This window comes from Streptomyces sp. NPDC102441 (assembly GCF_044765585.1).
Lineage (GTDB): Bacteria > Actinomycetota > Actinomycetes > Streptomycetales > Streptomycetaceae > Streptomyces.
Genome location: NZ_JBIWKH010000003.1, coordinates 69,339 through 83,305, shown reverse-complemented (window position 1 = coordinate 83,305; position 13,967 = coordinate 69,339). Strand labels below are relative to the sequence as shown.

General features: G+C 68.7%; 13 protein-coding genes and 3 pseudogenes. 12 read left to right on the top strand and 4 right to left on the bottom strand.

Features of this window, described 5'->3' with window-relative positions:
• Positions 1 to 34: 34 nt before the first annotated feature.
• Complete coding sequence (locus tag ACIREO_RS06610) at positions 35 to 673, bottom strand: TetR family transcriptional regulator (protein WP_404105960.1); 639 nt, start codon at positions 671 to 673, stop codon at positions 35 to 37.
• Between the two features lie 160 nt (positions 674 to 833).
• Here ACIREO_RS06610 and ACIREO_RS06605 point away from each other — a divergent pair, with 160 nt between their 5' ends.
• Both ACIREO_RS06605 and ACIREO_RS06600 read left to right on the top strand, forming a co-directional pair.
• Positions 834 to 2,318, top strand: coding sequence for an aldehyde dehydrogenase family protein (locus ACIREO_RS06605; protein WP_404105957.1), 1,485 nt, complete (start codon positions 834 to 836; stop codon positions 2,316 to 2,318).
• A gap of 70 nt (positions 2,319 to 2,388) precedes the next feature.
• Positions 2,389 to 3,141, top strand: coding sequence for an SDR family oxidoreductase (locus tag ACIREO_RS06600; protein ID WP_404105955.1), 753 nt, complete (start codon positions 2,389 to 2,391; stop codon positions 3,139 to 3,141).
• Between the two features lie 263 nt (positions 3,142 to 3,404).
• Here ACIREO_RS06600 and ACIREO_RS06595 read toward each other — a convergent pair whose 3' ends face one another.
• Both ACIREO_RS06595 and ACIREO_RS06590 read right to left on the bottom strand, forming a co-directional pair.
• Positions 3,405 to 4,880 carry an aldehyde dehydrogenase family protein gene (locus tag ACIREO_RS06595; RefSeq protein ID WP_404105952.1) on the bottom strand — a complete coding sequence of 492 codons (1,476 nt, stop codon included), beginning with the start codon at positions 4,878 to 4,880 and terminating at the stop codon, positions 3,405 to 3,407.
• Positions 4,881 to 5,076: 196 nt separating this feature from the next.
• Positions 5,077 to 5,829, bottom strand: a complete 753-nt coding sequence (locus ACIREO_RS06590) for an SDR family oxidoreductase (protein WP_404105949.1) — start codon at positions 5,827 to 5,829, stop codon at positions 5,077 to 5,079.
• A gap of 251 nt (positions 5,830 to 6,080) precedes the next feature.
• Between ACIREO_RS06590 and ACIREO_RS06585 the strand changes: the two genes are divergently transcribed.
• The 6 genes and pseudogenes from ACIREO_RS06585 to ACIREO_RS06560 form a co-directional block, all read left to right on the top strand.
• The gene (locus ACIREO_RS06585; RefSeq protein ID WP_404105946.1) at positions 6,081 to 6,722 is read left to right on the top strand and encodes a TetR/AcrR family transcriptional regulator; all 642 of its coding nucleotides are present in this window, start codon (positions 6,081 to 6,083) and stop codon (positions 6,720 to 6,722) included.
• Between the two features lie 17 nt (positions 6,723 to 6,739).
• Positions 6,740 to 6,870 (top strand): annotated as a pseudogene (locus tag ACIREO_RS06580) (transposase); the annotation flags it as partial.
• A complete protein-coding gene (locus tag ACIREO_RS06575; RefSeq protein ID WP_404106760.1) occupies positions 6,824 to 7,249 on the top strand; it encodes a carbohydrate-binding protein in 426 nt (141 codons plus the stop codon). The pseudogene ACIREO_RS06580 and the gene ACIREO_RS06575, both read left to right, overlap by 47 nt.
• A gap of 6 nt (positions 7,250 to 7,255) precedes the next feature.
• Positions 7,256 to 7,483, top strand: coding sequence for a ricin-type beta-trefoil lectin domain protein (locus ACIREO_RS06570; RefSeq protein WP_404105942.1), 228 nt, complete (start codon positions 7,256 to 7,258; stop codon positions 7,481 to 7,483).
• 466 nt (positions 7,484 to 7,949) lie between these two features.
• A complete protein-coding gene (locus ACIREO_RS06565) occupies positions 7,950 to 8,543 on the top strand; it encodes an isochorismatase family protein (RefSeq protein ID WP_404105939.1) in 594 nt (197 codons plus the stop codon).
• A 203-nt stretch (positions 8,544 to 8,746) separates the two neighbouring features.
• Positions 8,747 to 8,959, top strand: a pseudogene (locus ACIREO_RS06560) (discoidin domain-containing protein); the annotation flags it as partial.
• 130 nt (positions 8,960 to 9,089) lie between these two features.
• On the opposite strand, the gene ACIREO_RS06555 reads toward ACIREO_RS06560, so the two are convergent.
• Positions 9,090 to 10,415 (bottom strand): ROK family protein, encoded by a 1,326-nt coding sequence (locus ACIREO_RS06555; protein WP_404105936.1) that lies wholly within the window; start codon positions 10,413 to 10,415, stop codon positions 9,090 to 9,092.
• Between the two features lie 182 nt (positions 10,416 to 10,597).
• Between ACIREO_RS06555 and ACIREO_RS06550 the strand changes: the two genes are divergently transcribed.
• From ACIREO_RS06550 to ACIREO_RS06535, 4 genes and pseudogenes are all read left to right on the top strand, one after another.
• A complete protein-coding gene (locus ACIREO_RS06550; RefSeq protein ID WP_404105933.1) occupies positions 10,598 to 11,914 on the top strand; it encodes an ABC transporter substrate-binding protein in 1,317 nt (438 codons plus the stop codon).
• A gap of 14 nt (positions 11,915 to 11,928) precedes the next feature.
• Positions 11,929 to 12,924: a carbohydrate ABC transporter permease gene (locus ACIREO_RS06545; RefSeq protein ID WP_404105930.1), complete on the top strand. Its 996-nt coding sequence runs from the start codon at positions 11,929 to 11,931 to the stop codon at positions 12,922 to 12,924.
• A gap of 28 nt (positions 12,925 to 12,952) precedes the next feature.
• Positions 12,953 to 13,792 carry a carbohydrate ABC transporter permease gene (locus ACIREO_RS06540; RefSeq protein WP_404106759.1) on the top strand — a complete coding sequence of 280 codons (840 nt, stop codon included), beginning with the start codon at positions 12,953 to 12,955 and terminating at the stop codon, positions 13,790 to 13,792.
• A 54-nt stretch (positions 13,793 to 13,846) separates the two neighbouring features.
• Positions 13,847 to 13,954, top strand: a pseudogene (locus ACIREO_RS06535) (family 1 glycosylhydrolase); the annotation flags it as partial.
• Positions 13,955 to 13,967 lie beyond the last annotated feature (13 nt).

The window sequence follows — 13,967 nt, the reverse complement described above, 5'->3', positions numbered from 1 at the left end:
GGCGGTGGCCCCGCGCGTGAGCGGGTCGGACCGCTCACGAGGCGAGGGAGCCGTCTCCCTCGAAGCCCTCCGCCACGATCGAGAGGGCTTCCTGAAGCACCTCGGCACCGCTGCGCGGCGAGGACCCCTCGCTCTGCCACGCGTACTCCTCCATGGCGGTGCGCAGGGCCAGGACGGCCATCCCGGCTTGCAGGCGGCTGCGCAGATCCTGAGGCGAGGCGCCGCGACGTTCGGCGATGACCTCCGCGAGCCGCCGTTCGATGTCGTGGTGCACCTGGAGCCAGACAGCTCGCAGCTCCGCGCTGTCCCTGGCCTGGCGGACCAGGGTGAGCATCGTGGAGGTCTCGGACCACGTCGTGCTGTTGTGCACGGAGGCCCGCCCCAGGGCTTCGAGGAGCGGTTCCCCGGCGGGGCGGTCGCGGAAGTGGTCGATGGTCTGGTCGAGTCCGGCCGCGAGCAGCGGGGCGGCGGCCTGCTCCTTGGTGGCGAAGTACCGCCAGAAAGTACGGGTCGAGATGCCCGCGGTGCGGGCGATCTCCTCGGCGGAGACGCCGTCGGAGCCGTGCTCGACGAAGAGCCGGACCGCTTCGCGGGTGATCTCGCGTCGGGTGTCGGCCTTACGCCGTTCGGCGAGGGGGAGCCGCGCCGTCCCGTTCGCTGCGTGCTCCGGCATTGGAATCACCGCTCGCTCTCTGCTGGATGCGCGGGCTCGGGTCGTGAGTCCCTGATCAGTGTAGCGACTGGGGCGCGATGCGTCGTGGTGGCACATCGCGACACGGAGGCGTACTGTGCCATTCGGTAGCGACTCGAGTCGCACACAGAGGAGGTCGCCCATGCCATCGAACTGGCAGCATTCAGAACTTTTCATCGACGGCGCCTGGCGCCGCACGGCGCGTGAGCGCACCGAGACGGTGATCAATCCGGCCACCGAGGAACCCGTCGGCAGCGCCCCGGTGGGGGAGGAGCCGGACGTGAGCCTGGCTCTCGCGGCGGCCCGACGCGCCTTCGACGAGGGGCCCTGGCCGCGCCTGAGCGGTGCGGACCGTTCTCTCCTGCTGGGTCGTTTCCACGATGCGCTGGTGGCCAGGGCCGAGGAGATCGTGGCCGTCTCCGTGGCCGAGAGCGGGCCGACGCGCCCCGTGGCGCGGTTCATGCACGTCAACACGGCACTGCCGGTGGCCCGCTACTACGCGGACCTCGCGGCCTCGGCGCCGAGGAGTGAGTCCCTGCCGCACAGCGTCCTGCCCGCGCCCGGAGGAGCGAGTCTGCTCGCGGGGCAGGTCAAGGCGTATGACGCCGTCGGGGTCGTCAGCGCCATCACCCCGTTCAACGTCCCGTTCTTCATGAACGTGGTCAAGGTGTTCCCGGCGCTCGCGGCCGGCAACACCGTCGTGCTGAAGCCCTCCCCGTTCACTCCGCTCTCCGCGTTCCTGCTGGCCGAGGCGGCGGCGGAGGCCGAACTGCCTCCAGGTGTCCTCAATCTCGTCACAGGCGGCAACGAGGTCGGCACGGCACTGACCACCGATCCCCGCGTCGATCTCGTGACCTTCACCGGCTCCGACGCGGTGGGCGCGAAGATCATGGCGCAAGCTGCCTCGACGCTGAAGCGGGTCACGCTGGAGCTGGGCGGGAAATCCGCACTCATCGTGCGGGAGGACGCCGACCTGGCCGCCGCGATCGGCTCCGCCGTGGGCGGGATCAGCACGTTCAGCGGGCAGGCGTGCGCACTCGCCACCCGGCACCTGGTGCACAACTCGGTGCGGGAGCAGTACGTCGCCGGGTTCACCGAGGCGCTCAAGCGGCTCACGCTGGGCGACCCGGCGGAGGACGGTGTCACCATGGGCCCGCTCATCCATGCCGCCCAGCGCGAGCGGGTCGAGCGGTATGTGCGGGCCGGGCTCGACGGCGGCGCCGAACTGGTGGCGGGCGGCGGCAGGCCCGCACACCTGGAGCGTGGCTTCTTCTTCGAGCCGACCGTGTTCGACAACGTCGACAACCGTTCGGTGATCGCGCAGGAGGAGATCTTCGGCCCGGTCATCTGCGTCATCGGCTTCGACTCGGACGACGAGGCCGTGAGCCTGGCCAACGACTCCGCATACGGCCTCGGAGGCGGCATCCTCTCGCGCGACACCGGCCGAGCCTTCGAGATGGCCCGGCGCGTCAGGACCGGCCAGATCAGCATCAACGGCGGCGTGGGCGGACTCACTCCGGTCGCGCCCTTCGGCGGCTACGGACGCTCCGGCATCGGGCGCGAACTCGGCATCGAGGGACTGCGCGAGTACCAGGAGACGAAGGTCATCAGCTTCAAGGCCGGCTGACGACGCCTCCGACCGCGGCCACCACATGGCCCCGAACAGCACAGACATACAGAGAAACGAGCACCAGATCATGGATCACAGCAAGCACGTCGCCGTCATCACCGGAGCCGGCCAGGGAATCGGCCGCACCTACGCCACCGCGCTCGCCGAGGACGGGGCGACAGTCGTCGTCGCCGACCTCAACCTGGAGGCCGCCCAGCAGACCGTGAAGATCATCGGCGAGCAGGGCGGAAAGGCTCTCGCGATCCGGGTCGACGTCAGCGACAAGGAGAGCACTCTCGCTCTCGCGGAGACCGTGAAGCAGCAGCTGGGCACGGCCCACATCCTCGTCAACAACGCGGCGATATACCACTCGATGCGCACCGACGGCCAGCTCACGGTGGACATCGACTACTGGCGCAAGGTCATGGCTGTCAACGTGGACGGGGCGCTGCTGATGACGCAGGCTTTCGCACCTCTGCTCATCGACGCCGGCTGGGGCCGCGTGATCAACCAGACCTCCATGGGCGCCTACTTGGGCATGGGCGGTCACTACAACGTCAGCAAGCTGGCGACCATCGGCGTCACCCAGGGCTTCGCCTTCGAGCTGGGCCGGCACGACATCACGGTCAACGCGATCGCGCCGGGAGTCATCATGACGGACGCGACCAAGAGCGTCGCCTCGGAAGGGCTGTACCGGATGACGGAGGCGGGCGCGGCCATCAAGAAGCAGGGCACCCCGCAGGACCTCGTAGGCACGCTGCGGTTCCTCATCAGCGACGCGGCGGCCTGGATGACCGGCCAGACGCTGCTGGTCGACGGCGGCTTCACCAAGCGCATCTGATCCGCTCGACCACGCGCGCCGTGGTGGAGGGGGCACTGCTCCACCTGCGGAGAGACGGGCCCTACAGGTCGCGAGGAACGTGACGTCGAGTCTGCCCGGTGCTCGCACCGGGCAGATCCACGCGCCTGCCCTGCCGGCCGGGAGGCCAAGAGGCGCCAGTGCCGGCTGCCATGACGAAGCCGCGGGCGCACACGGTCGCACTCCTGGCCGCGGGCGGGGTATCGCGGCGGTGCCCCGCCCGGCCTGCCGTCGTCCGGTAGGGCTCAGCCGGTGCTGACGCCCCAGGTCACAGCCTTGCTGAGCAGGAACTCCTCCAGGCCGTGCACGCCCCACTCGCGGCCCAGGCCGCTGTGCTTGTAGCCGCCGAACGGCGCCCCGAAGTTCATCGCCAGGCTGCCTCCGTTGACGGAGACACTGCCGGTGCGCAGGCGCTTGGCCACTTCGAAGGCGCGGGCCGGGCTCGCCGACCACACTCCGCCGCCGAGCCCGAATTCGCTGTCGTTGGCGATCCGCACCGCGTCCGCGTCGTCCTTGAAGGGGATCACGACGCCGACCGGCCCGAAGAACTCCTCCTGGGCGATCCGCATGGCGTTGTCGACCCCGGCGAACAGGGTGGGCTCCATGAAGTAGCCGCGTTCGAGCCCGGCAGGCCGCCCACCGCCGCACACCAGCTCAGCCCCCTCGGAGACGCCCGCCGCGATGAGCGACTCGACCTTCGCACGCTGGGCTTCGCTGATCAGCGGGCCCATGGTGACGGCGGGATCGCGGGGGTCGCCGACCTTGATGTCCGCGAGGGCCCGCGCCATCGCGGACACTGTCTCTTCGTAGCGCGACTCGTGGACGAGGGTGCGGGTCAGGAGGGCGCAGCCCTGCCCGGCGTGCGTGACCACCCCCGCTACGGCGCTGGGTACCGCGCGGCTGAGGTCAGCGTCCTCCAGAACGATGTTGGCGGACTTTCCGCCGAGTTCCAGGACCACCTTCTTGAGGGAGTCCGCGGCCTGTCCGTAGACCTGCCGTCCCACTGCGTCGGATCCGGTGAAGCTGACCATGTCGACCAGGGGGCTCGTGGACAGTTCCTGGCCGGCCTCCAGGTCACCGGTGATGATGTTGAGCACGCCGGCGGGCAGCCCGGCCTCCTCGGCGAACCGGCCGAGGATCAGTGCCTCCAGCGGAGTGGTGGGGGCCGGCTTGAGGACGGTGGTACAACCCGCGGCCAGCGCGGGCGCGATCTTGAACAGGTTGAGGAACAACGGGAAGTTGTAGGCGGAGATGAGGCTCGCGACCCCGATCGGCTCCTTGAGGATCACGCCCTGCCCGATCTGGTCCCCGGCGAAGGCCGGCGGGAGGGGCTCGGAGAACGCGAAGGTGGGCAGCACGCGCTCGACGGTGTCGCGGAAAGCGCCGAGCGGGATACCGACCTGGAGGGTCTGGGCGAGAGCCTGGGTGGTGCCGGCCTCCGCGATGTTGAGGTCGGTGAGTTCGTTCGAGGCCGCCTCCATCAGCTCGGCCATGCGCAGCAGGATCGCGCCGCGCTCTTTCGGGGACATCCGGGGCCAGGGGCCGTCGTCGAACGCCTTGCGAGCCGCGGCCACGGCCCGCTGCGCGTCGCGACGCGTGGCCTGCGGAACGGTCGCGATGACCTGCTCGGTGGCCGGGTTGAGCACATCGAGGGACTGCTCACCCGAGCCGTCCTCCCAGGTGCCGTCGATGAACAGACCGTAACGGTGCTTCTCGGTCATTGCTCCGCCTCCTGCGGCGGGCCGCTCAGCGGCCCGAAGGGTGTGGCCCGGCGCTGTGCGGGCCGGGTGGGAGGTGGCCCGGCCGGTGGCCTGCCACATGGTTCGGGGCGTCGCCCGGTGGAGAGCGGGGCGCCGCCGTACCGATCCGGGGCGCGTGGCCCCGCGCCCGGCCCCGGGCCGGGCGTCATGCTCGGGATCAGAAGCGTTTGATGACGCCGCCGTCGACGATGAGTGTCTGCCCGGTCATCCACGAGGCCTGGTCTCCGGTGAGGAAGCGCAGCGCGCCGATCAGGTCCTCGGGCGTCGCCTCGTGCTTGAGCGGGACAGCCGCGGCCAACTGGTCGAGCATGCCCTGATCGACGGTGACGCGGGTGGCCTCCGTCATGATGACGCCGGGTGCGATGGCGTTGACGGTGATGCCGTGCTTGCCGAGTTCACCGGCGAAGCCCTGGGTGACCCCGATGAGGGCGAGCTTGCTGACGCCGTAGTGGCCACCGCCGCCGAGGTAGGCGGCCGAGGAGGTCTGGTTGACGATCCGGCCCCAGCCGGACTCGATGAGCTGAGGAGCGAAGGCCTGCGTCATGAGCAGCGCACCGTCCACGTTCACCGACATGACCTTGCGCCAGTACTCGATGTCGACCGTCAACTGGCCGTCGGAGCGCATCGAGTGGTAGATCGCCGCGTTGTTCACGAGGATGTTCGTCGCGCCGAACTCCTTGCGTACACGCTCGGCGAGGGCCAGCGTGCTTTCCTTGCTGCTGACGTCGACACTCGCTGCGACTGCCTTGCCCCCGGCCTCGTTGATCAGGGCGGCGGTCTCCTCGGCGGCCTCCCGGTTGAGGTCGGCGGCAACGACGGTGGCCTTGTCCTCGGCCAGTGCCTGGGCGTACGCGCGGCCTATGCCCTGCGCGGCTCCGGTGACGACGGCGATGTGACCGCTGTGGTCCATGAGGTTGCTCCCTTGCTGGTTCCGGCGGCGCCCTGAGGCGTCCTGCACACTGCGGCGCTCCGCCTCGCGGAACCGGAATCCCTCGCGGGCCCGGAACACGCCGCTGTCGTGACCCTACGGCTTAATTTGCACGCTGCGCAATATATGCGCATGATGCAAATAATGTGGCTCGCGAGATGGGAGAATGGTCCGCACGCCCCGTTCCGGACGACTGCCGGGGGCGCGATGGGGAGCGGAAAGGGAAGCGGCCAATGGCGGCGCAGCAGGATGGGAACACCCGAGGCAGGCCACCGCTGTCGGAGCGGAAACGGGAACAGACCCGCAGGGAGCTGGCCGACGCGGCGGCCTTTCTGTTCCTGGAGCGAGGTGTCGCGCAGACCTCTGTTCAGGACATCGCTGCGGCGGTCGGGGTCTCTCCCCGCACGTTCTGGCACTACTTCTCCGTCAAGGAGGAGGCAGTCGCTCCCCTGCTGCTCGACGCCCTGAGTGGTGTGAGTGAGGCGGTGGAGAGCTACCCCGCCGAGGAGTCTCTTCTGGAGGCCGTGGGGCAGGCCGCCATCCGCAACGGGAAGTCTCCCGACATCCCGGTTCTCGTGAAACTGCTCAGGCTGAGCCGCACGGCGCCCGGGCTGCACCGCATCTGGCTCCAGGTCAACAATGAGCTGGAGGAACGTATGGTCGGTGCCATCGCCCGGCGGGCCGGCGCCGACCCCGCCAGCCTGTCCGTCCGGCTGGGTGCTGCGATGGCGACCGCCGCGATCCGCATCACGGCCGAGGACTTCGCCTGGCACGGAGACGAGGACCATGCAATCCCGGACGAGGCTCTGCGTCTACTCGCGGCGGGTCTCGTCGCCGTCCCGCCCTCATGGGGCGGAGCTGCGGACGGAAAGTGACGCGTGAGAGTGGCCCGAGCGAGGTCTCCCGGATCTGCGCGGACCTGGACGAACAGCTGGACGCCTTCCGGACCCTCCGCTGGACCACATCCGTTTCCCCTATCTGTTCCTCGACGCCACCCACGTCAAGGCCCGCGTCGACCACCGCGGGCGATGACCGCCCGCTCACGGTCGAACTGCCCGACGGCTCACCGACCGGCGCGCTGATCGCCACGGTGCCGGTCCTGAGCGCCGGTGACTGGGACAACTGCCAGAGCACGCCGGCGGTCGACGTCACCAGGCCCGGCGGGACGACCGAGCTCTACCTGGTCTTCAAGACCGCGCCGGCCGGCTCGTACGACATCGACTCGATGACCTTCGTCGGGAAAGGCGTCGGTCGGGGCGGCCCGGCCCCGGCACAGATCGCCGGCATCGGCGGAAAGTGTGTCGACGTCAACGGCCGGAGTGCGACGAACGGCGCCAAGGCCCAGTTGTGGGGCTGCAACGGCGGTGACAACCAGAAGTGGCAGGCCGACGGCGCCACATAGCGGTCGATGGGCAAGTGCCTCGATGTGGACGCCGCGTCCACGGCCGATGGGACGAAGATCCAGCTGTGGGACTGTCACGGCGGCACCAACCAGGACTGGTCCGTTCAGTCGGACGGCACCATCCGTAACCGCGGCGTCTGCCTGGACACGGCCGGTGGCAGTGGGACGGACGGAACCCAGCTGGTCATCAACCGGTGTGATGGACGTGCGTCGCAGAAGTGGACGGTGGCATGACCGGTCAGGGCTGATCGACCGGCGCGGAACGGGGGCCGACCTTCAGCGGGGCTGATCGAATGGTGACGGGAGAGTCTGACAGCGGTGCCCGATGCGCGCCCGGATACCCCACCGATGGGGACGTGGCCGCCGCCGGGTGATCACGTTGCCAGGGTCGTAGCCCTGTAACCGACCGGCCGCATCCAGATCAGCACGATGGTGGTGGGGTAGTGGGCAACTCCAGGCATTACCGAGCCCATCGCACCCGCCGTGAGCCCGACAGGTGCCCGCGAATCGTTCCTGCGGTGAACGTCTGCGTCCGTGCGGGTGAGAGACGGCCGTTGGGATGAGCCGGTGATGTGACGGCTGGTAGAACACGGGAGGATGCCGCCGCGGTCGCCGTACCACCGCGTTCCGTGCCCGGGGCCGTGAGATTTCTTGGTAGTTCTGACCGCTGTTCCCAGACGTTGGTGAAGGGGGCTCGTCAATGAGCCGAGGCTTGATCGTCGTAGACGTGCAGAACGACTTCTGTGAAGGAGGCAGCGTTCCCGTCGCAGGCGGCGCGCAGATCGCGACGAAGATCGCCGACCTGGTGGAGCAGAGCGCGGGCCGGGACTACCAGTACGTCGTGGCCACCCGCGACCACCACATCGACCCGGGAAATCACTTCTCGGAGAACCCGGACTTCAAGGACAGCTTTCCCGTGCACTGCGTGGCCGGGGACGAGGGCGGGGAGTTCCACCCGCACTTCGCTCCCGCCGCCACCGGCGGCAAGGTCGACGCCGTCTTCTTCAAGGGCGCCCACAGCTCCTCCAAGAGCGGCTTCGAAGGCGCCGACGAGCAGGGCACGTCCCTGGCGGACTGGCTGCGGGCCCGTGGAGTGGAGGACGTCGACGTGGTGGGCATCGCCACTGACCACTGCGTGCGCGCCACCGCGCTGGACGCGGTGAAGGCCGGTTTCCGCGCGCACGTACGCCTGGACTACTCCGTCGGCGTCGCCCCCGACACGACCGCTTCGACCTTGGACGACTTCCGTGAGGCGGGCATCGTCGTATCCGGAGAAGCCCCCGTGCCGCAGTAGCGCTTCACAGCAGACCATCCGTGGTGGGTGCGAACGGCCGTTCGTACCCCCCCCTCGGTGGCCTCACAAGTCCGGGCACCAACGGCGGTCCTCTGCCACCGCCGCACCGGCGGTTCACGACTGGGGACATCAGTGCAGCGATTGGTCGGGCGCAGCGAAACGCCAGGCATGGAAGGGCACGGTCAGGCCCGATCGCGTGGGGGCAGCTGGTCTGGGACCCCGCTTACGCAGAGTCCTACGACGTGCAGGTCTCCGACGACGGCACCAACTGGCGCACGGTCCACACGACCAGGTCGGGCAACGGGGACATCGACACGATCGACGCCTCCATCACCGCCCGGCACGTACGGCTCCAGCTGAAGGCCCGGGGTACGGCCTGGGGCGACTCGCTGCACGAGTTCGGTGTCTACAGCTGAGCGAAGCGAAGTGAGCCGCATGTCCGGCAGGGCCCGACCGTCGCCGCCACGGGTCGGTCGGGCCCTGCCCGCGCCTGTGAGCGCCCGCCGCAGCGGCAGTGCTCACTCAGGGCGGGGACGGCGGTGCGTCTCATCTGTGCGCGGCCCGGTCCCGCAGAGTCGTCTGCCACATCGGGGTCTGCTCCTCGGGGCCTGCCTCCTCCTGCCGACCGCCGCGCTCGAAGAAGTCGGCGAGCGGCAGGGCGGCCGCTCCCACGGTGACCGCGTCCGGCCCCAGGGTGCCCAGGCCGATGTGTACGTGCGAGGCCGGGTACGCGAGGGCGTACGAGGTCGCGTGGGCCCGCACCGAATCCAGGAAACGGGTACCGAGCTGGAGCCCCGCCCACCCCCCGACGAGGATGCGCTCGGGCTGGAAGAGGTTGATCAGGTCGGAGAAGCCCGCGCCGAGGTATTCCGCTGTCTCCTCCAGGACGGCCAGGGCCGTGGTGTCCGAGTCCGGCCCGGCAACGTCGCCCTGCCCTGCCGGATAGGCCGCGGCGAGCATCGCCGTCAGCGCGGTCTCCTCGTCGACGTCCGCGAGAGGTTCCCCTCCCGCCTCCCGCCAGCGCTCCAGCAGCGCCTCGGCGCCCGCGTAGGCCTCCAGGCAGCCGAGCGAGCCGCAGCGGCAGCGCCGGCCACGCACGCGCACGGTCAGATGCCCCCACTCGACGGCCCGGCCCGGGCTCATGTCGTCGGTGACCACGCAGGCGCCCACACCGGAACCGAACAGCACGACCACGGCGCTCTGCGCCCCGCGCCCGGCACCGAACCACATCTCGGCCTGACCCAGGGTCTTGGCGCCGTTGTCGATGTAATACAGCACGTTCGCGGGGAGCGGCACCGACTCACGCAGCAGCCGCTCCAGCGGTACCGCGTCCCAGCCGATGGTCTGGCCGTGCACGACGGCGCCGTCCTCGGGCGTCCGGGAGACGATGCCCGGTACGCCGACGCCGACGCCGAGGAGCTGATCGGCTGCGATCTCCGCACGGTCCAGGACCTCGGTGATGCCCTCCCGCACATGTCCCACCACGACACCGACGTCGTAGCGGTCGACGCGCCGGGGCCCGTCGAGCGACAAGGGCTTCTCGACGCGTGCCAGCTCGGTGAGAGCGAGATCGAAGAGTTCGACTCTCACGCGTGTCTCGCCGATGTCGACACCGATCATGTAGCGGCTCTGGGGCCGGATGCGCAGAAGGGTGCGAGGGCGCCCTCCTGCGGAGTCGACGCTGCCGGCCTCCTCGACCAGCCCCTCTGCGACCAGTTCGGCCACCACGTTGCTCACGGATCCGGAACTCAGACCGGTGGGCGGGCCGAGCGAGAAGCGGCTCAACGGGCCATCGAAATACAGACGTTGCAATACGGCGGTGCGGTTCTCGCGCCGCAGGTCACGCACCGTCCGGCCGCTGCGTACTTTCACCCTGCCCCCTCTTCTTGAAGCTCACCCACGCAACATACCGCCGTGACACCCCTTGACGCGACCTTCACTTGCGGTTTAACTCACACCCTAAATTAAGCCCTGTGGGTTTGAGGTCGAACGTGGACGTCACGCCGGCCCGGCCCACGTCGGACATTCATCACTTCTGAAAGGCCCCTGGAGTCATGCGCAGAATCCGAGCCGCGGCCGTCGGCGCCGTCACCCTCTCGCTCGTACTCACCGTGGCTGCCTGTGGGGGCGGTTCGTCGGGGGCGGGCGGGTCCAACGAGCAGCCGAAGACGCTCACCTACTGGGCCTCGAACCAGGGCGCCAGCCTCGAGGTGGACAAGAAGGTCCTCCAGCCCGAGCTGGACAAGTTCGAGAAGGAGACCGGCATCAAGGTCAAGCTGGAGGTGGTGCCCTGGGGTGATCTGCTGAACCGCATCCTCACCGCCACCACCTCCGGACAGGGGCCGGACGTCCTGAACATCGGAAACACCTGGAGCGCCTCGCTGCAGGCCACCGGTGCGCTGCTGCCCTGGGACGAGAAGAACTTCGAGGCGATTGGCGGCAGGGACCGATTCGTCGAGTCCTCCCTCGGCTCGACCGGCGTCCAGGGCAAGGACCCGGCCGCCGTGCCGCTGTACTCCATGGCCTACGCGCTCTACTACAACAAGAAGATGTTCGCCGACGCCGGCATACCGAAGCCGCCGACGACGTGGGACGAGGTGACCGAGGCCGGGAAGAAGCTGTCCAAGGACGGCAAGTGGGGACTCGGCGCGGAAGGCTCCAACCTCTCCAACAACATCCACCAGGTCTTCGTCCTCGCGAAGCAGCACGGGGCCGACTTCTTCACCGCCGACGGCAAGGCGGACTTCACGTCCGACGGGGCGGTTGCGGCCGTCAAGCAGTACGTCGACCTCATGGCCCAGGACAAGATCGTCGCGCCGGGCAACGCCGAGTACGCGCAGAACCAGTCCCTGAGCGACTTCGCGAAGGACAAGACGGCGATGGTGCTGTGGCAGACCGCGGCCGCCACCTTCGAGTCCCAGGGGATGAAGAAGGACGAGTGGGGAATCGTGCCCGCCCCGGTCCAGTCGGGCAAGCCCGGCGCGGGCAAGGGCACCAACTCCATGGTCGCCGGCATCAACATGGCCGTCTTCAACAACACCAAGAACGTCGACGGCGCCAAGAAGTTCGTGAAGTTCATGACCAGCGACGAGGAGCAGACGGTCCTCAACACGTCCTACGGCTCCATTCCGCCGGTCAAGGCCGCCCAGGAGGGCGACGCGTTCCACACCTTCGCGCTGTCGCCCCTGCGCGAGACCCTCGCCACCAGCGCCACGGCTCTGCCCCAGGTCGCCGAGGAGTCGCAGTTCGAGACAGTCGTCGGCACGGCGGTCAAGGAGCTCTTCGCCGACGCGGCCGCCGGCCGTCCGGTGACGACCGAATCGGTCAAGGCGAAGCTCGAAAAGGCCCAGCAGCAGATGCCCAAGAAGTGAGCACGGACACCACCATGACCACAACCGCCGCCACCGTTCCCGGCGAGCGGACAGCAGAGAAGAACAACCCCGGAGCGGCGCCGCGCAGACGCCGCTCCGGGCGGCTGCGCAAGATCGGCCTGCCCTACCTGCTGCTGCTCCCCGCCCTCCTCCTCGAGCTGCTGGTCCACCTGGTGCCGATGATCATCGGCATCGTCGTCAGCTTCCGGCAGCTCACCCAGTTCTATATCCGTGACTGGGCCACCGCGCCGTGGGCCGGTCTCGACAACTACGCCGTCTCGGTCGACTTCGACGCCCCGGTGGGCGAGGCGCTGGTGCAGTCGTTCCTGACGACCTGCCTGTTCACCGTGGTGTCTGTGGGGCTGTGCTGGTTCCTCGGAACCGCCGCAGCGGTCTTCATGCAGGAGACCTTCCGCGGCAGAGGCTTCCTGCGCACGCTCTTCCTCGTGCCGTACGCCCTGCCCGTCTACGCCGCAGTCATCACCTGGGCGTTCATGTTCCAGCGCGACAACGGCATCATCAACCACGTCATCCACGACCAGCTCGGCCTCACGGACAGCCCGCCGTTCTGGCTCATCGGCGACAACGCCTTCGTCACGCTGCTCGTCGTCTCGGTGTGGAAGGGCTGGCCCTTCGCCTTCCTCATCATGATGGCCGGCCTCCAGAACGTTCCCCGGGACATCTACGAAGCGGCGGCGCTCGACGGCGCCGGGGTGTGGCAGCAGATCCGCCGCATCACCCTGCCGTCACTGAGGCCCGTCAACCAGGTCCTCGTACTCGTGCTGTTCCTCTGGACCTTCAACGACTTCAACACGCCGTTCGTCCTGTTCGGCAAGTCGGCCCCGGCATCGGCGGACCTGATCTCCATCCACATCTACCAGTCGTCCTTCCAGACCTGGAACTTCGGCACGGGCTCCGCGATGTCGGTCCTGCTGCTGTTGTTCCTGCTTGTCGTGACCGGCCTCTACCTCCTGTTCACGTCCCGAGGAAAGCAGGCCACCGATGCCTAGGACCGCACAGCGCCAAGCCCCTTCCCCGATGGCGCCCCCGCAGTCGTTCCTGTGGGCGCGGCGGGTCTTCCTCACGCTTCTCACCGTCTTCGTGGTCCTGCCGGTGTTCGTGATGGTCACCAGCTCTCTCAAGCCGCTGGAAGACGTGACCGGGAAGTTCCAGTGGATTCCCTCGGGCCTTACCATCAGTCCCTACTTCGATATCTGGGACACGGTCCCCCTCGCCGACTACTTCATGAACTCCCTGATCGTCGCCGGGGCGGCGACCGTCTGCTCCGTGGTGATCGCGGTGTTCGCGGCCTACGCCGTCAGCCGCTACAACTTCCGCGGCAAGCGCGTGTTCACGGTGACCGTCCTCTCGACGCAGATGTTCCCCGGCATCCTCTTCCTGCTGCCGCTGTTCCTCATCTACGTGAACATCGGCAACGCCACGGGCATCGCCCTGTTCGGGTCGCGGATCGGCCTTATCATCACGTACCTCACCTTCTCCCTCCCCTTCTCCATCTGGATGCTGATCGGATACTTCGACTCGGTGCCCAGGGATCTGGACGAGGCGGCCAAGGTGGACGGCTGCGGCCCGTTCGGCGCACTGTTCCGGGTCATCGTCCCCGCGGCCATTCCCGGCATCGTCGCCGTCGCCGTGTACGCGTTCATGACCGCCTGGGGCGAAGTCCTCTTCGCCTCCGTCATGACCAACGAAACCACCCGCACCCTGGCCGTCGGCCTGCAGGGCTACTCCACGCAGAACGACGTGTACTGGAACCAGGTCATGGCAGCCTCCCTCGTGGTGAGCCTGCCCGTCGTGGCCGGTTTCCTGCTCCTCCAGCGCTACCTCGTCGCCGGCCTCACCGCCGGCGCCGTCAAGTAGCCGCACCCACTGACGGCTTCGCCCCTCACCTGTTCGACGTCTGCGAGGTACCTTGTGACCGCATCGACAGATCTTGCCGCCTTCCCCCGTGATTTCGTCTGGGGCACGGCCACGGCCGCGTACCAGATCGAAGGCGGCGTCGCCGAGGACGGCCGGTCGCCGATCAGCAACGGGG